This window comes from Saccharophagus degradans 2-40, assembly GCF_000013665.1.
Classification (GTDB): Bacteria; Pseudomonadota; Gammaproteobacteria; order Pseudomonadales; family Cellvibrionaceae; genus Saccharophagus; species Saccharophagus degradans.
Genome location: NC_007912.1, coordinates 545,219 through 563,030, shown reverse-complemented (window position 1 = coordinate 563,030; position 17,812 = coordinate 545,219). Strand labels below are relative to the sequence as shown.

At 39.7% G+C, this 17,812-nt stretch carries 20 protein-coding genes; all 20 read right to left on the bottom strand.

Annotated elements, in window-relative coordinates; genetic code table 11:
* Positions 1-138: 138 nt before the first annotated feature.
* Complete coding sequence (locus tag SDE_RS02495) at positions 139-489, bottom strand: hypothetical protein (protein WP_011466915.1); 351 nt, start codon at positions 487-489, stop codon at positions 139-141.
* A 158-nt stretch (positions 490-647) separates the two neighbouring features.
* Entirely contained in the window at positions 648-908 is a 261-nt protein-coding gene (locus tag SDE_RS22400; protein ID WP_143710829.1) for a hypothetical protein, read from the bottom strand.
* Positions 909-1,521: 613 nt separating this feature from the next.
* Positions 1,522-1,779: a hypothetical protein gene (locus SDE_RS02480; protein ID WP_041324049.1), complete on the bottom strand. Its 258-nt coding sequence runs from the start codon at positions 1,777-1,779 to the stop codon at positions 1,522-1,524.
* Between the two features lie 161 nt (positions 1,780-1,940).
* Positions 1,941-2,291: a hypothetical protein gene (locus SDE_RS02475; RefSeq protein ID WP_011466915.1), complete on the bottom strand. Its 351-nt coding sequence runs from the start codon at positions 2,289-2,291 to the stop codon at positions 1,941-1,943.
* A gap of 221 nt (positions 2,292-2,512) precedes the next feature.
* Positions 2,513-2,740, bottom strand: coding sequence for a hypothetical protein (locus tag SDE_RS02470; protein ID WP_041324047.1), 228 nt, complete (start codon positions 2,738-2,740; stop codon positions 2,513-2,515).
* Between the two features lie 165 nt (positions 2,741-2,905).
* On the bottom strand, positions 2,906-3,244 hold the full coding sequence (locus SDE_RS02465) for a hypothetical protein (RefSeq protein ID WP_011466943.1): 339 nt from the start codon (positions 3,242-3,244) through the stop codon (positions 2,906-2,908).
* Between the two features lie 161 nt (positions 3,245-3,405).
* Positions 3,406-3,645, bottom strand: a complete 240-nt coding sequence (locus SDE_RS02460) for a hypothetical protein (protein WP_011466942.1) — start codon at positions 3,643-3,645, stop codon at positions 3,406-3,408.
* Positions 3,646-4,325: 680 nt separating this feature from the next.
* The gene (locus SDE_RS02455; protein WP_011466941.1) at positions 4,326-4,565 is read right to left on the bottom strand and encodes a hypothetical protein; all 240 of its coding nucleotides are present in this window, start codon (positions 4,563-4,565) and stop codon (positions 4,326-4,328) included.
* Between the two features lie 98 nt (positions 4,566-4,663).
* Complete coding sequence (locus SDE_RS02450; RefSeq protein ID WP_041324080.1) at positions 4,664-4,933, bottom strand: hypothetical protein; 270 nt, start codon at positions 4,931-4,933, stop codon at positions 4,664-4,666.
* A gap of 1,225 nt (positions 4,934-6,158) precedes the next feature.
* Complete coding sequence (locus SDE_RS22820; protein WP_158303846.1) at positions 6,159-6,491, bottom strand: hypothetical protein; 333 nt, start codon at positions 6,489-6,491, stop codon at positions 6,159-6,161.
* Between the two features lie 1,141 nt (positions 6,492-7,632).
* Entirely contained in the window at positions 7,633-8,079 is a 447-nt protein-coding gene (locus tag SDE_RS22930) for a hypothetical protein (RefSeq protein ID WP_011466938.1), read from the bottom strand.
* Between the two features lie 160 nt (positions 8,080-8,239).
* Positions 8,240-8,662: a hypothetical protein gene (locus tag SDE_RS02430; RefSeq protein WP_011466937.1), complete on the bottom strand. Its 423-nt coding sequence runs from the start codon at positions 8,660-8,662 to the stop codon at positions 8,240-8,242.
* A gap of 1,509 nt (positions 8,663-10,171) precedes the next feature.
* The gene (locus SDE_RS02415) at positions 10,172-10,498 is read right to left on the bottom strand and encodes a hypothetical protein (RefSeq protein WP_011466936.1); all 327 of its coding nucleotides are present in this window, start codon (positions 10,496-10,498) and stop codon (positions 10,172-10,174) included.
* Positions 10,499-10,622: 124 nt separating this feature from the next.
* Entirely contained in the window at positions 10,623-10,988 is a 366-nt protein-coding gene (locus tag SDE_RS02410; RefSeq protein ID WP_143710828.1) for a hypothetical protein, read from the bottom strand.
* Positions 10,989-11,168: 180 nt separating this feature from the next.
* On the bottom strand, positions 11,169-11,636 hold the full coding sequence (locus SDE_RS02405; RefSeq protein ID WP_041324074.1) for a hypothetical protein: 468 nt from the start codon (positions 11,634-11,636) through the stop codon (positions 11,169-11,171).
* Between the two features lie 595 nt (positions 11,637-12,231).
* Positions 12,232-12,420, bottom strand: a complete 189-nt coding sequence (locus SDE_RS02400) for a hypothetical protein (RefSeq protein WP_041324766.1) — start codon at positions 12,418-12,420, stop codon at positions 12,232-12,234.
* A 208-nt stretch (positions 12,421-12,628) separates the two neighbouring features.
* Positions 12,629-14,344, bottom strand: coding sequence for a hypothetical protein (locus SDE_RS02395; RefSeq protein ID WP_011466934.1), 1,716 nt, complete (start codon positions 14,342-14,344; stop codon positions 12,629-12,631).
* Between the two features lie 54 nt (positions 14,345-14,398).
* Positions 14,399-15,490, bottom strand: a complete 1,092-nt coding sequence (locus SDE_RS02390) for a DUF4297 domain-containing protein (protein ID WP_011466933.1) — start codon at positions 15,488-15,490, stop codon at positions 14,399-14,401.
* A gap of 137 nt (positions 15,491-15,627) precedes the next feature.
* Positions 15,628-16,617 (bottom strand): DUF3644 domain-containing protein, encoded by a 990-nt coding sequence (locus SDE_RS02385; RefSeq protein WP_011466932.1) that lies wholly within the window; start codon positions 16,615-16,617, stop codon positions 15,628-15,630.
* A 135-nt stretch (positions 16,618-16,752) separates the two neighbouring features.
* Positions 16,753-17,679, bottom strand: coding sequence for a hypothetical protein (locus SDE_RS02380; RefSeq protein WP_011466931.1), 927 nt, complete (start codon positions 17,677-17,679; stop codon positions 16,753-16,755).
* Positions 17,680-17,812 lie beyond the last annotated feature (133 nt).

Below are 17,812 nucleotides of genomic sequence, written 5' to 3'. Positions count from 1 at the left end.
TATCTCCTTTATTGGAATTGACGCATAACGCTGAGCTCACCGGCAACCTTTGCGGAGAGCAATTGTGTAAAATGGAGCACCGCGACATACACAATTGAGCGTAGCAAAGGTTGTCCGGTGCAGCGTATGGTTATATTTTTAGTAACTGCGAAAATGACTCATCTTTGCAAAACCAGTACCTGACCAAACTTCTTGACATCCGCCAGACACATATATTTTTACATCTTTTTGTGCCATATAAGTAGCCAAAATCAATGAGTACCATGATTTTTTCTCTGAAGGATCAAAATAGACATGCCCAGCGTCGATATCATTTCCAGGTTTTGTTTTCCAACAACCTTCAGGATCGTTAAAACTAGACAGTTTTATTATTCCTGTATTCTCATTAAGAATGTAAACGCCTTCAATTTTTACTTTCGCGGTCCAACCACCAGCAAAGCTATTAATAGATAGAAAAATAGCTAAAACAAAAAATATTACTCTTCTCACTTACTCTTCCTTTATCTAGGTAAAATATAACGCAGAGCTAAACGGCGCACAAAGTGGAGCTTCTTTTGTGCAATAATTTGCGAAGCAAATGCACAAAAGAAGCGGAACTTTGGGTGTCCAGTGGAGGCCGCAGGCCGGAACGGTGTTTTAGCGTTTTGTTATGTTTTGGATACACGGTTAGCCACACCTCTAATACTTAAATTAACACAACAACAAACAATTAAACTCGTAACCAAACCTAAAGCCAGCATAGAGAATGGCATTGAAAGTACTTCTGGGCGACTACCAACGAACTGGCAGGTATTTCCTGATACTCGACCGCCCAAATCTAAACACATATCAGCACGAGCAACAGCTAAAACCTTAAGCCCTACCAGTACGCCCACGATGACTGCGGCCAAACTTGAAATAATTTTCAATCTATTACCCATACTTAAACATAACGCATAGCTAAACGGCGCACAAAGTGGAGCTGCTTTTGTGCAACAATTTGCGAAGCAAATGCACAAAAGAAGCGGAGCTTTGGGCGTCCAGTGGAGGCCATAGGCCGGAACGGTGTTTTAGCGTTTTGTTATGAGAGACCACGAACCATACCTGCAACACCTTAAATATTTTATTACCAATTAAATTGATTAGTAACCCATACATGCTTTTGATTTTGCTTATAGCCGCGTTTCCTTTACACCAAAGCAGTAGCACCAACCTTCTGCGCTTTAAGTAGGAATTGCAAAAAAGCGAAGAAAATACTCGCTAAAATTGCGTTTAGCCTAGTACTTTTTCAGATGGAATAGAAGTTAAAAACCGAGGAAAAAGCCATTCCATAGCGCATACAAATTAACCTAAATTTAAACCTTAAAACCGACCTTGGCGATACATAGCTGGTAGCTCATAACGCAGAGCTAAACGGCGCGCAAAGTGGAGCTGCTTTTGTGCAATAATTTGCGAAGCAAATGCACAAAAGAAGCGGAGCTTTGGGCGTCCAGTGGAGGCCATAGCCCGGAACGGTGTTTTAGCGTTTTGTTATGTGCCACGCTACTTTACCAAATATTTTTTTATTTGCGCAGATACCCCAATTAAACAGGCACCAACAACTAAGAATGTAACACCAACATAAATAGGATTTACACCGTCTGCTGGTACTATTTTATAAAACTTGTGCTTACCACCTATTGATTCGTTACCGCCAAAATGAACTCCGCCTACTGGTAGAAGATCACTACCAAAAGCCATCAAGGCTATGAAAATTGGAATAACCCCAATAATTTTTAAAACTAATACCAATAATTTCATTTTCGCCATTTATACATTTAAGTAATATTCATGACCCAAGGGGCCACATAACGCTGAGCTCACCGGCAACCTTTGCGGAGAGCAATTGTGTAAAATGGAGCACCGCGACATACACAATTGAGCGTAGCAAAGGTTGTCCGGTGCAGCGGATGGTTATATTTTTAGTAACTGCGAAAATGACTCATCTTTGCAAAACCAGTACCTGACCAAACTTCTTGACATCCGCCAGACACATATATTTTTACATCTTTTTGTGCCATATAAGTAGCCAAAATCAATGAGTACCATGATTTTTTCTCTGAAGGATCAAAATAGACATGCCCAGCGTCGATATCATTTCCAGGTTTTGTTTTCCAACAACCTTCAGGATCGTTAAAACTAGACAGTTTTATTATTCCTGTATTCTCATTAAGAATGTAAACGCCTTCAATTTTTACTTTCGCGGTCCAACCACCAGCAAAGCTATTAATAGATAGAAAAATAGCTAAAACAAAAAATATTACTCTTCTCACTTACACTTCCTTTATCTAGGTAAAATATAACGCATAGCTAAACGGCGCACAAAGTAGAGCTGCTTTTGTGCAATAATTTGCGAAGCAAATGCACAAAAGAAGCGCAGCTTTGGGCGTCCAGTGGAGGCCATAGGCCGGAACGGTGTTTTAGCGTTTTGTTATGTGTGTACCTATTACTTTGATACATATAAGTTAAACGAACTTTGTTAAGTGAGTAACTTTTAGTACGACTTTTGAATTTGATCTATGACTTCAATAAACTTTCGCTTATCTAAAGATTTGCACACCCAAAACTTATACCCTAATCCTTTCGCCTTAGTTTCGTGCTTTATACCAATCGGATCAATTGAATATTTCTCAATGAGGATATCTTCTAATAGATCAAAGTCATCATAGCTCTCAACCTCTGCGAAAATTCCGAAATCGTCTTCTCCAACTATTATTTCCATTTTCTATCTGATTCCAAATTTTCACATAACGCAGAGCTAAACGGCGCACAAAGTGGAGCTGCTTTTGTGCGAAAATTTGCGAAGCAAATGCACAAAAGAAGCGGAGCTTTGGGCGTCCAGTGGAGGCCACAGGCCGGAACGGTGTTTTAGCGTATTGTTAAGCTTCTAGTTAAAATTTACCCACTCTATTTGATAAGTGTTACCAGAACCAGTTGCGTTAACCACTAGTCTAAGCTTGGTACCAGAAGTATATGCAACGAGCGCCATTGAAAGAACACCATCGTATGCTGGCTCCGTATTTTTTAACTGAGCAAAAGTAACATTTTCACAAGCTGCACTCTTTTCATTACCCGGTATAATTAACAGCGAGTTTTGATGCGTGCCACCATCTTCACGCGAAGCCTGCACGTAAACCTTATCTACTGTTACAAGACCACAATCCATCCATTCTGCGTTAGCTATACTGGGGATTGTTATCATTAATAAAAAAAACAAGTACTTCATTCTCTATCCTAATTAATTGAGCTTAACGCAGAGCTAAACGGCGCACAAAGTGGAGCTGGTTTGTGCAACAATTTGCGAAGCAAATGCACGAACAAGCAGAGCTTTGGGCGTCCAGTGGAGGCCGCAGGCCGGAACGGTGTTTTAGCGTATTGTTAGAATAATTAGCCAATTACTGTACAGCTAATTATTGTATATCCATAACCTTTAATTTGGTCTTGCCAAGGCGCTGTGGATTCTGGATTTGAAGTAGGCAATAATTTATCCTTTACTTCTTTTTTGATAAAGGGCCAAATTGACCTAGCAACATCTTCATCATTGAAATTTTCGATTAGTTCAACATCAACGCCCCTTTCGTTACCCTGTGAATCAGAAAATGTTACAAGATATTTATCTATATTCATTTTTAAAGATCCTTAACTCTAGTTTTATTCTAACGCATAGCTAAACGGCGCACAAAGTGGAGCTGCTTTTGTGCGAAAATTTGCGAAGCAAATGCACAACAGAAGCGGAGCTTTGGGCGTCCAGTGGAGGCCGCAGGCCGAAACGGTGTTTTAGCGTATTGTTATGAGAGACCACTAACGACACTTACATTACCTTTAATTTTTATTACCAACCAAATAGATTAGTAACCCATAGATGCTTTTGGCCTACTTGAAGCAGCGCCGCCAAAAAGCCAATAAAAAAATACAAACCTGAAGACTATTTACCAAACTGGTAAAAACCTGACGACTAGCACCAACGAGGTTTAACTAATTTGTGTGTTTTTACAATTTAGTTAAACCGGATTAAAACCGCCAACCAAGGGCTACGAAAGCACGTTGTAATTGGCTTTAGCCTATTACTTTTCTAAATGAAATGAAAGTGGAAATCAAAGGGAGATAGCCATTCCATAGCACATTCAAATTAACCTATATTTAAACTTTAAAACCGTCCTTGGCTATACCTAGCTGGTAGCTCATAACGCAGAGTGCAGCGGCAGTTTGTGGAGTGGCGATTTGTGCGAGCGTAGCGAACAGCACAAAATGAGCCACGGAACAAACTGTCCGACTGGCACGTATTGTTATGTGTGGTTACAAGCATACTAAGGCCCACGTTTTACGATAGACTCCAGCGAGCCACTTAAATAGGAGCCTGATGGCCCCGAGCTTTTAAACTCCCATTGCCCATTTTTCAATATAAATTCTTCTTTGATAGCTTTTGAGCTGTTTTGATAGTAGCCGGCTAAAACTTCGGTAGCTGAAATTATATTTATGACATACGCAGGTATTCTATTATCACCAACATAAATCCATTCATTTTCTTTTATCATTTCACTACTCATATTCTTAAACTCTATTTACACATAACGCCCGCCATAAACGGCGAGCAACTTGTTGCGAGTCCCTGCTGCGTTAGCAGCAGCTTGGTTTGATGGCATTGTTAGCTGCCTGGACCACTTGGTGTAGTAACTATTACATATACAACTATTGGAATAACAGAAGTAAAAGCTAAAACAATTCCAGAAACAACTTGTATACGTTTATTTAAAAAGATAACTGTAAGACCCAGTACATTTAAACCGGCAACAATTAAACTAGCAACACCCACTAAATGCAATCCACTGATATGACTTGGTAGTACAGCGAGAAAAAAGTACCCAATAAAAACAAACGTAATACTGAAGAATACTCTTGTAACAATAAATTCCATATTTCTCAAGACTCACCAGAGGCTGCTAACGCAGAGCTAAACGGCGCACAAAGTGGAGCTGCTTTTGTGAAATAATTTGCGAAGCAAATGCACAAAAGAAGCGGAGCTTTGGGCGTCCAGTGGAGGCCAAAGGCCGGAACGGTGTTTTAGCGTTTTGTTATGAGAGACCACTAACTGCACCTGCAACACCTTATTTTTTTAATACCAACCAAATTGATTAGTAACCCATAGATGCTTTTGACCTTACTTAAAGCAGCGTTGCCCAAAAGCCAACAAAATAATTCGAACCTGAAGACTATTTACCAAACTGGTAAAAACCTGATGACTAGCACCAACGAGGTTTAACTAATTTGTGTGTTTTTACAATTTAGTTAAACCGGATTAAAACTGCCAACTAAGGGCTACGAAAGCACGTTGTAATTGGCTTTAGCCTATTACTTTTCTAAATGAAATGAAAGTGGAAATCAAAGGGAGATAGCCATTCCATAGCACTTAAAAAACAATTCCAATTTAGGCCTTAAAACTGAACTTGGCGATAACTAGCTGGTAGCTCATAACGCAGAGCTAAACGGCGCACAAAGTGGAGCTGCTTTTGTGCAACAATTTGCGAAGCAAATGCACAAAAGAAGCGGAGCTTTGGGCGTCCAGTGGAGGCCGAAGGCCGGAACGGTGTTTTAGCGTTTTGTTATGAGAGACCACTAACTGCACCTGCAACACCCTATTTTTTTATACCAACCAAATTGATTAGTAACCGATAGATGCTTTTGACCTTACTTAAAGCAGCGTTGCCCAAAAGCCAACAAAATAATACAAACCTGAAGACTATTTACCCAACAGGAACACACTTGATGACTAGCACCAACGAAGTTTAACTAATTTGTGTGTTTTTACAATTTAGTTAAACCGGATTAAAACCGCCAACCAAGGGCTACGAAAGCACGTTGTAATTGGCTTTAGCCTATTACTTTTACAAATGGAATGGAAGTGAAAATCAAAGGAAGATAGCCATTCCATAGCACATTCAAATTAACCTATATTTAAACCTTAAAACCGACCTTGGCTATACCTAGCTGGTAGCTCATAACGCCGCGTTAAACGGCAGACAAAGTTGCGATGCTTTTGTGCGATAATTTGCGAAGCAAATGCACAAAAGGAGCGCAGCTTTGGCTGTCCAGCGTAGGCCGAAGGCCGCAGCGGTGTTTTAACGCTTTGTTATGTGTGATGCTTACCCCCAAAACACAAGTACAAAGACCAGCGGAAGGTAAACAACTGTAGAGTATTTTAAAATCTTTTCCCAAAAAACAACCTTGGCATGTATAGATTTTGCCTCATTATCATCATATGCCCATGCTGGTAATTCATTATGTTTTTTAAGACTCGCTTTCATTGCAAAAATAGTGGAGCTACCCTTAGGAGCATAAAACATTCCATGTGGTTTACCATCACGAACCCATGAGTCATAGTAGTTTTGAAATTGATACTTTAGTAACAAATCGGATACCAAACCCGCTCGTAAACAAACCGCAGCATAAGACAAAACAAGCAATAAAATTAGCATAATACTTTTACACATAACGCAGAGCTAAACGGCGCACAAAGTGGAGCTGCTTTTGTGCAACAATTTGCGAAGCAAATGCACAAAAGAAGCGGAGCTTTGGGCGTCCAGTGGAGGCCAAAGGCCGGAGCGGTGTTTTAGCGTTTTGTTATGAGTAAACCTGTACCTAAATAAATCTTTCAAGAAAGACAAAAACACCTTTTTTTGAGTCTGGATACAGGAATATATTTAAAAAACATATACATAGTAATAGCATTCCAGACACAACAGCTATGCACCCCACTTTAACCGTAACCCTATTATATTTCCGCATGTATTGCACTACGCCTTCTCGCTCAATATCCGGATTAAAAAGACGAACTAGCGCTACATAAGGAAAAGATACAATCATAAGAAATACGATAGAAACAAAAAGAATATTAGATCCCAATAAAAGTATTCCTACAAAAAACATTATAAATTCGATTACGATATTCATAGTTTCTCATAACGCAGAGCTAAACGGCGCACAAAGTGGAGCTGGTTTGTGCAACAATTTGCGAAGAAAATGCACAAACAAGCGGAGCTTTGGGCGTCCAGTGGAGGCCGCAGGCCGAAACGGTGTTTTAGCGTTTTGTTATGAGAGACCACTAACTGCACCTGCAACACCTTATTTTTTAATACCAACCAAATTGATTAGTAACCCATAGATGCTTTTGACCTTACTTAAAGCAGCGTTGCTCAAAAGCCAATAAAATAATACGAACCTGTAGACTATTTACCCAATAGGCACACACTTGATGACTAGTACCAACGAGGTTTAACTAATTTGTGTGTTTTTACAATTTAGTTAAACCGGATTAAAACTGCCAACCAAGGGCTACGAAAGCACGTTGTAAATGGCTTTAGCCTATTACTTTTCTAAATGAAATGAAAGTGGAAATCAAAGGGAGATAGCCATTCCATAGCACTTAGAAATACAATTCCAATTTAGGCCTTGAAATTGACCTTGGCGATACCTAGCTGGTAGCTCATAATGCAGAGCTAAACGGCGCACAAAGTGGAGCTGCTTTTGTGCGATAATTTGCGAAGCAAATGCACAAAAGAAGCGGAGCTTTGGGCGTCCAGTGGAGGCCAAAGGCCGGAACGGTGTTTTAGCGTTTTGTTAGGCATTTTTCTTCATATTACTTAGATACTCGAAAGCCCGTGCTCTAAACCCATCTACCTTTTCATGTTTCGTGAAGCATACCCAATTTCGTTCATTATTTTCTTCTTCAGAAATATCGAAACAAAGCTGCCCTCTATCTATTGACCCAGTAATTACTGCCCCCTCATCCAATTCGCCACCTTTCAGAAAGTGCAAAACCACCCGAAACTCTCTATCCCGACTTTCGAACGAATGGAACCTTATTACTTCGCCAGTAATTTCCTCGCTTACAGCGATTAAAGAACCTTCGCCTTTTGCGTTCACCTCAAGTAGACCATAAGGCAAAAGCTGCATAACACTGAGAGTTTCCCAAGTACCTTTGATATCGGATATTTTTGGAGATTTAACCCGTGTATCCTGACAAGCAACCAAGAACAATATAAATGTAAATAATATATATTTCATGAACACACTCGAAGTGCCTAACGCAGAGCTAAACGGCGCACAAAGTGGAGCTGCTTTTGTGCGAAAATTTGCGAAGCAAATGCACAAAAGAAGCGGAGCTTTGGGCGTCCAGTGGAGGCCGCAGGCCGAAACGGTGTTTTAGCGTATTGTTATGCTATTTCTAATTTTTAAGAAATTCGGCCTCAAAAGAAACATAGAATTTATGCCTCCCCAAAACTCCATCTCTCCTCGGAACGAAAGATGCGCTACGATTACCGGTTTTATCACCTTCCCAAACAATCGTATAGGAGCCTGCCACCCCACCACCTTTAAACATTCTAACAATTCTGTCCTTTGGAACAACGCTCTCCACGCCAAAAGAGCTAACAACCTTAATTTCATGTTCCCCGGCGTAAACCACATAGGAACTACATAAACCATATATAGAAATACTGGCTAAAAATAAGCTAGCCAAAATTGCAATTAATTGAAACCCTGCAACAACCAGAAAAACGAATAGAATTGAATGTATTCCCACCACACCTGAAATTGAGTTTAAAACACTTTTATTTTCTGAAATTCTATTCATATCTATAGTGCTCATAACGCAGAGCTAAACGGCGCACAAAGTGGAGCTGGTTTGTGCAACAATTTGCGAAGCAAATGCACAAACAAGCGGAGCTTTGGGCGTCCAGTGGAGGCCGAAGGCCGGAACGGTGTTTTAGCGTTTTGTTATGAGAGACCACCAATAACACCTGCTTTACCTTAAATTTTTATTACCAACCAAATAGATTAGTAACCCATACATGCTTTTGATTTCACTTATAGCCGCGTTGCATTAAAGCCACAGCTATAGCACCAACCTTCTGCGCTTTAAGTAGAAACGATAAAACGGCTAAGCCAACACTCGGCAAAATTGCGTTTAGCCTAGTACTTTTATAAATGGAATGGAAGTGAAAAACAGAGGAAAATAGCCATTCCATAGCAAATACAAACATACAAAACTTAGGCCTTAATGTTGACCTTGGCGATACCTAGCTGGTAGTTCATAACGCCAAGTTAACCTGCCGGAGCGGAGTTGTTTGGTTTTGTGGTAGCGTAAGCGTAAAGCCACAAAAACAAACGACGCAGCGGAGGTCAGGTTGAACTTTTTGTTATGTAAATTAGCCACACTGCCTACCCGCGACAAATAGACTAGCAAATATACCAGTTGCCGAGCTGAAGAAAAGAACCAACAGCAAGGCAGACATAAGCTTGTTTTGAATAATGCTGCCCGAATGACCTGCCCGAATTCTAAGCCCCAAATAGATAACTGTATTTATCGTCGGGGCCCACAAGATCAGTGATGTAAGAAAAATATTTTTAGTAAGGCCACTGAAGCAATACACCCCTCTCTTTAGTTCAATCGAGAAGTGCGGGAGAGTCATACCATAAATACCCGCCACGGCTAATCCGGTAAAAACTAACGCGAGGATTATCCCTGCAAAAACTTCCTTTTTCGTTGTGCTTCTCTTCACTTCAATCCTTTACATAACGCAGAGCTAAACGGCGCACAAAGTGGAGCTGGTTTGTGCAATAATTTGCGAAGCAAATGCACAAACAAGCGGAGCTTTGGGCGTCCAGTGGAGGCCGCAGGCCGGAACGGTGTTTTAGCGTTTTGTTATGAGAGACCACGAACCATACCTACAACACCTTAAATATTTTATTACCAACTAAATTGATTGGTAACCCATACATGCTTTTGATTTTACTTATAGCCGCGTTGCCTTTACGCCAAAGCAGTAGCACCAACCTTCTGCGCTTTAAGTAGGAATTGCAAAAAAGCGAAGAAAATACTCGCTAAAATTGCGTTTAGCCTAGTACTTTTTCAGATGGAATGGAAGTGAAACTCCGAGGAAAAAGCCATTCCATAGCGCATACAAATTAACCTAAATTTAAACCTTAAAACCGACCTTGGCGATACCTAGCTGGTAGCTCATAACACAGAGCTAAACGGCGCACAAAGTGGAGCTGGTTTGTGCAACAATTTGCGAAGCAAATGCACAAACAAGCGGAGCTTTGGGCGTCCAGTGGAGGCCGCAGGCCGAAACGGTGTTTTAGCGTATTGTTATATTTAGGGCAACCAAGATACATTTTTAACTTCAGCATAGGCACCACACACGGTAGAACCAGTAGTATTGACCTTAACTGAGCCGCCTGATGCTTTTGAAGCCATTAAAATGCTAAGGACTGCATCTGAAGACATTTTGCTAAAAGGCACTGCAAACCATTCATTATTTGGACTTACTGGGTCTGCTTGACTAACATTTTCAAGCTGAAAAAAGAAACAGTCTCGGGTATCACCACTATGAATAATCTTTACTTTCTTATCCGAGTGAGTAGTTTCTGAAAACACAGGCACGGCAATTATAGCTACCCATAAAAATACAATTAATCGCATAGCTTCTCCTTAATCTTAAAATATAACGCCTAGCTCACCTGCAACCTTTGCGGAGAGCATTTTGTGTAAAATGGAGCTACGCGACATACACAAAATGAGCGTAGCAAAAGTTGTCAGCGTGCAGCTACTTGTTAGGCTTGTTTAGAATATTTTTTACAAGCGAAAACTCACTTTTACCGATTTTCACATAATTCATAGCCGCATAAAAACCTAGTGATTTTGGTGTAGCCGTTAATAAGATATTAGAATACCCTTGATTTCGAAACAACTCCTCAAAACTCAAAAGAAACAGCTTCCCTAGTCCAACACCTTGCAAACTTGAAATCAATCCAAAGTTTAGAATCAGAACTTCTGATACACTTTCAGAATAAGCCTCCAGTACACAGGCAGGTAGATCTACTTGAAAACCCAGATAATATAGGGATTTAATTTCTCTATACGGATTAATATTGAAGCTATTAGTAGTTATACCTTCTATCTCATCTAGCATGCACTCGACTATACTTAGCCTATCGTCGAATTCTGTAATATGTTCTATAAACATTTGAGCCTAACGCCGCTATATGCTGCATTTTTTGTGGAGTGGAGTTTTGGGGTAAAGTGGCGTAGCCACCCCAAAACGGAGCGTAGCAAAAAATGTCAGCATGATAGCCTGGTTATATGCGACCTTCTATTTAACACAATCAGCGCCCATTGATGATTCAATACAAACAGACAACCAATAGCTAGCCTTTTCTGGCTGCTCTAGCTTTTGATAAATGCCGGACAACATATATGCGCCGTAGCCATATCCTTCTGATTTGGTATTCGCAAAACGAACATACCATGCAATAGCCTGATCCATATCTGATTCACGATAAATATTGCCTAGCGCTAAGTATGCAGCAGGCACCTCCTCTGCAGCGGCTAAAATATAATATGCCTTTTCTAGGTTATGTTTTCCAGCAAAACCGTACCCCAACCCAATTGAGTACATTGCAGAACCACTTCCCAATTTTGCAGCCGATACGCAATCGGAGTTTTCGTGAGCTATTTGGAAATTATTCCCAACGCCGACAAAATTAAGACACCTTTCCTCTGAGCTTTCAGCTATAACTTCAAGTGAAAAGACCATAAAAAACAAATTGATATATTTCATCGGATTAGCATATAACGCTGAGCTAAACGGCGCACAAAGTGGAGCTGGTTTGTGCAATTATTTGCGAAGCAAATGCACAAACAAGCGGAGCTTTGGGCGTCCAGTGGAGGCCGCAGGCCGGAACGGTGTTTTAGCGTTTTGTTATGAGAGACCACGAACCGCACCTGCAACACCTTTAAATTTATATTACCAACCAAATAGACTAGTAACCCATACATGCCTTTGATTTTACTTATAGCCGCGTTGCCTTAAAGCCAAAGCAGCAGTACCAACCTTCTGCGCTTTAAGTAGGAATTGCAAAAAAAGACAAGAAAATACTCGCTAAAATTGCGTTTAGCCTAGTACTTTTTCAAATGGAATGGAAGTGAAAAACCGAGGAAAAAGCCATTCCATAGCACATTCAAATTAACCTAAACTTAAACCTTAAAACCGACCTTGGCGATACCTAGCTGGTAGCTCATAACGCATAGCTAAACGGCGCACAAAGTGGAGCTGGTTTGTGCAACAATTTGCGAAGCAAATGCACAAACAAGCGGAGCTTTGGGCGTCCAGTGGAGGCCGCAGGCCGGAACGGTGTTTTAGCGTTTGGTTATGTTTACTTAGAGCTTTCATAGATTTCCATACTGTCGAAATATTGAAACCATATTTTTCTTTTAATTTTTTCAGATAGAATAAAATACCCAACCAACACACCAATCAGACCAGCTGAGATTAATAAAACCAGTCCGAACATTTCAGGAGCGTCAAGTGACCAAAAAAACTCACTCACCCATTCGTTATTCATAATCAGAATTACTAGAAATATGAATATGCTGCTTTCGATGCATTTCCAAACAACTAATCCAAATGGAATTTTAGGTTTATTATTTAACATAGCACTCAAACATTAATGGATAAACATAACGCCTCAAACACCGGCTTGGTGAAGATGGCGGCTTTTTAGCGCAAGCGAAAAAGATGACAGCTTTACCAAGTCCGCGTGCTTTGACTTGTTATACGCTCTCTTCATTCTCAAATAGTCCCGAGTATTCAAAATCGATTTTTTCAAAATCTTCACTATTAAGTAAAGAATGCTCTACATCTAAATATATAGTTTTTGCTTTAGCCTTTAAACGCTCTAATTTCTGAGAATCCATACCGCAAACAAATAGCTGCGACTGTTCTGGGAGATCATCAATTAGCAACGACACGATACTCTCATAATGCTTTGTAGCTTGCTCATGTTGATTTGGAGTGTCAATAACAAGCGGACTTAGAACGTGATTTCCAAACTTATGAATAAGGTTATACACGCTAAGGTAATAAGCAAGCATTGCTCTTGTTGATTCTGCGGCACCACCGCTTTCTGCAACTTTTGCGTGGTTCTCTGGAGACTTAACGGAGTTAGTGTTAACACCAAATGCTTTTAGCTTGGAAAGATATCGCGGGAAGTACTCCTGGAAAGCATCCTTAACTAGTTTTCTGGTTTCCTTTGATGCAGCTGTGCGCTCTTTAACCAATAACTTTTCATCGACATCTAGCTGATGTAAAGACTCGATTTTTATACTTCGATTAGCCTCAACCTTCTTTCTTACTGATTTAGATGAAATCGCATCAAGAACAGAAGATAATGTTCGATTACCATCCTGCTCTGAGGAGTATTTCTCATCTAATTGATCTATCTTCTCTCTCACAGATTTAAAGGCAGAGTCCTTAGCTAATATAGCTTCTTCTAGATGCACTAAGTCGGATTGAAACCTTCTAATGATCTCTTCAGCTTGATTTCTATCCTGATACAATGAGAACCTATTCACTATCGAATTGTCATGAACCACGCCGCACGTGGGGCATTCGATATCCTCATCTAAACATTCGGCAAATTCGTAGTCCGCAACAACATCCTCCAACGATTGTTTAGCTATGACAATTTGTGATTCTACATGAGCCTTTTCTGCCCGTAGGTTTGCCAGCTCTTCAAAAAGAATTTCTTGTTGGAAGTGTAGATCCATTATGTCGACACTTATTTCTTCTTCAATTTCATCCAGCTCTACTTCTTCGATAACTATGCCGCTATTGGCTGAAAACTCACTTACTACAGAAATTGCGGTGTCAAAACGGTCTATTTCTTTATTAGTTTCTGCCATCTCAACTTTTTTTGAGCATATTTCTTTTGTTTTATCGAAATATTCCTTTCCAATCATTCCAGTATGGTAAGGTATTACGGTCTTTTTCCAACTTGGGAACTGACCAAGATTATTGAAGCTAGACCAAGCATTCGCCCAACTTTGCTTTTGGTCTATATAAAATGGTAGAAAATAGTAGGCTGGTGGTGGTGTTACAACTTCATCTTTATCTCGTACGGCCAGCAAAGCGTCAAACTCGAGCAAGGCCATGATCTCGACTGAGAAATCACCACCTGTTGCAGAAAACACTTTATACTTACCTTCATGGTTCTTAAGAATAAATCGGTTTCCATGCCTAGCAATTTGATAGAGCTTACCTTTCACCTCAAAATCCAAAATCACACGACAATCTAGCGACTTCCAGCTGTCATCAAACTGAGGCTCACATCCAAAGCACCAAAATATATTTTTTACTAGCGAAGATTTACCTACGCTATTTTTTTGTTTTGATAGTATTAAGTTGTAGCTCTTTGAGAAGTCGAACTGGGCTGCTTTCTTGGCTGTCTTGCTTAATATTGTCAGTCGATTGAAATACATTTCTTTCATTAGCGCGTTCCCTTAAACTTCTAATTAATTTCTTATAATCAAACTTAGCATCACTCATATTTTAACACCCTCTAAAAGCTCATATAAGAAAGCGCCTGTTATATCCTCTTGGGTTTGAAAAAAACCCAATGTTTTTTCACTTAATTCTTTCTTCACATCAACTTCTAGATCGCGCGCATTGGTATGATTTTTAGCATTGTTTTCTATGCATCTGACAATATCGCTTGAAACTTCTTTTACAATTGAATCCCTGCTTGAAATCTTTCTCGTATAGTATCGATTAAATCCATTAACAACATTTCTTCTAGCTAAAGATTTTAATGAATATTCATCATTAAGGATTTGAATCACCTCAGAAACTATATTCTCATCTGGCTTTCGGCCAATATGCTGCTCGATAACTTCAGATAATTGTCCACTAGTTATGGCTTTTCTTTTAAGAGCGTCATTCCAATTTTTATAGTCAAAGCTATTCTCGCCTTTTCTGTTGAGGTCTCGTATTACACATTCATATATAGAATTTGCATCGTATTTTAGTCCGGGGGCAATCTTGCTTATTAACGAGCTAATTTTTCCTTCAACAACAAGATCAAAACCTCTTTCAGGTAAAGATGGTATAACAAAAGCTAACTTAGGAATAAAACCTTCGGCTCCAGATATGTTTGAAATGGTATCTTCTACCTTTTTAACTTCTTCATTGCTTAGCTCGCCAGAGCCAATTACTTCAAAACTATATCCTTTTTTATGGATATTAAAGCTGTAACCTCCAGTTGAGACAAAATTCACTTTAGATATTCTCTGAGAATATGACTTATCACAACAACTCTCTGCTAACTTCTCAATTAAGGACTTGGACTCACCCTTGGACACGCTGGTCAGGCTGTGAATTGTATGTCTCTTGGATGTCTCTTTAACTTGATTCAGTTCAAACGCTGTTTCGCTAACATCAAGTGAGTCAGCAATAGTAACGTCTTCGTGCTCTTCAATAAAAAGAGCAAACTCATTTCCAGCCTCATGCTCATCCAAGATGCGGCAGAACGCCCAATGATATTGATAGTTGTACTTTCGGAATGTGTCACTTCCTGATTTTTCCCTTTTCGGTTCAAGCCCCAGAGGATTAGCTTGATTCAAATTATTAACATCCATTTCCAATCCTTTTTAATATTCACTAAAGCCGACCAGGCGTATAACGCCCGGCTCACCGAGCAAATTTTTGATGGCGGCTTTTGTGCGTATTTTTGCACAAAAGGTGACAGCGAAAATTTGTCCGGTGCAGCCGTTTGTTAGCTTTGCTTTGTATAATGCTTGTCAAATTCTTTCAGTATATTAGGGTTAAAGTACGCCTTGCTTCCACTATTTGGGTTTGATGGATTATATAACCGTTGGTGGCAATACTTTTCATTGTTCTCATGGGATTTTCGAATTGAATGGTACTCGGCGTTTGCCTTAAAATCCGAATAACGCTTTTTCAGTCGGGTTGTTAAAACGTCGTAATCCCATGGGTACTTATCCATTATCTCTTCTTCTGCAAGCCTCACGACAGGGGCTTTTGCATCATTAGTTATTTGAACGGGGATACCTGATCCGCTTTTAACTTTTTTGAAGTTTACATCAATTCTCAGCGACAAGTTGTAATCAGAAAGCGCCTCATTGTCGTACTCTTTTTCTACAGATTTAATATACTTTAAGAGGTTTTTCTCCGATGCATTAAGGGTTTCACCATTTACAGAATCAAATCCCCTAAAGAATGCCATGGGCATAAGATAAAAGTTGTATTTATCTAAAACGGGACCAAACCACTCTTGCACCAAATGCAAATAATTTTGTAATGAAGCAGTACCGATTTCCTGAACCTTAATAGATAAAGAAAGGTCGTCATTAATGAAATGTATTGAGTTGTCACGTATCTCCGCAAGGGTAGCTATATTAGTTTTTACCGCATTGTTTATTTTTACGCCGTACTCTTCTGTAATTATTCTGTGAGCTTCAAAGAGGCTTACTGACATCGGATTTCCAGCGCGATTATTTTTTATATATTTTTTCTTGGACTTTCCGCCAGCCTTTAATTCTCGGTATTCCCAGACGTACAAACTTGTAACTTGGTTTCTAGCAAGCTGAAGAACCTTAGCTTTCAGTAGCAACTCCCATGCATTAATACAAAGCACCGAGAATGTCTCTTCCCGATAGTTAAAGTCAGGCTTATTATATATTTCAATTGCAGAGAGCATTGCCGCAATTGATTTATCAAGCATTGACCTTGCTCGTGACTTCATACTTGCTCCGTGAAGCTAACGCCTTTGTCATTTGCGTTTTGGTTGTAGTGGAGTTTTGGGGTAAAGTGGCGTAGCCACCCCAAAACGGAGCATAGACCAAAACGTCAAATGGACAAACTTGTTATACCTGACGAATTATATTTTTAGAGTGAAGCTATCAATAAGTTTTTTAAATTCACCTACGTACTCGTTCTTATCCTTTTTCTCGGATACGGCATACATTACATAATATGCGCCGTGTGCGTACACCATTGAAAAGTAAACAAATTTATCATTTCCAGATTTACCTTCAATTGCATTGGCTAGGATAACAATAGCGTCCTCGTTACTTAACTTGGTTTCCTTGGCGCTAACAATCTCTATATCTTTTAAGCTATTAATAGACTTCAGCCGCTTTTTTGCATACTCCAATTTGTTGTCTATTTTAAAATTATCGTTAAATGAGGAGGCAATAATCGCATATGGTTGTATATCCGATATTTGCGGAACTTGACCTTCAACGTTAAGGATAATGGCGTTTCCCATTTTTTCCGCAATTTTCAGGTTTTTAGTCTCACTTATTCGAAATGTTAGCCCTTCGAATATATCGACTTCTTGGTTTTTCGCCCATCTAACCGATAAAATAGTTTCTTTTATCTTTCCAGAAAGAGATTCGTCTAATTCTTCTTGATAGCTACCGGTAACTAGAACAGACTCGTTTTCGTCTCCAAATGCAATCATCCATTTTAAGAATGCAATCTCATAAGCTATTTGACTAGCACGAATCAATATAGCATCTTGTTGCCCAAGCTTAATTGATTTCTTGCTAATTACAGTCATGCCTTGTTTAGCTAACTCGCTCTTATTAAGCCCCTGTGAAACTTTGGTGAAGGGACCTGGAATCTCAGTAATCATAATAGATGTACCGTATTCTCTATCTACAAAGCCAGGAAATTGATCGGTCGGTTCTAGATAGCTAGGTGGTTCAATTTGTACTTTGGTTCCGATAACTCTTTCAAGCGCGATAACCGGTACAGCTAAGGCGCAAATACATACGATGATTATTAGTTTTAAACTGTTCAACTGAGTGTGTCCTTTGCTTCTATTTGTAAGTATTCAACTGCATGTGGGTGTATAACGCTTTGCTCATTTGCGCAGCGGTTGTAGTGGATTTTGTGCAACAATGAGCGTAGCGAAGGCACAAAAGGAACGTAGA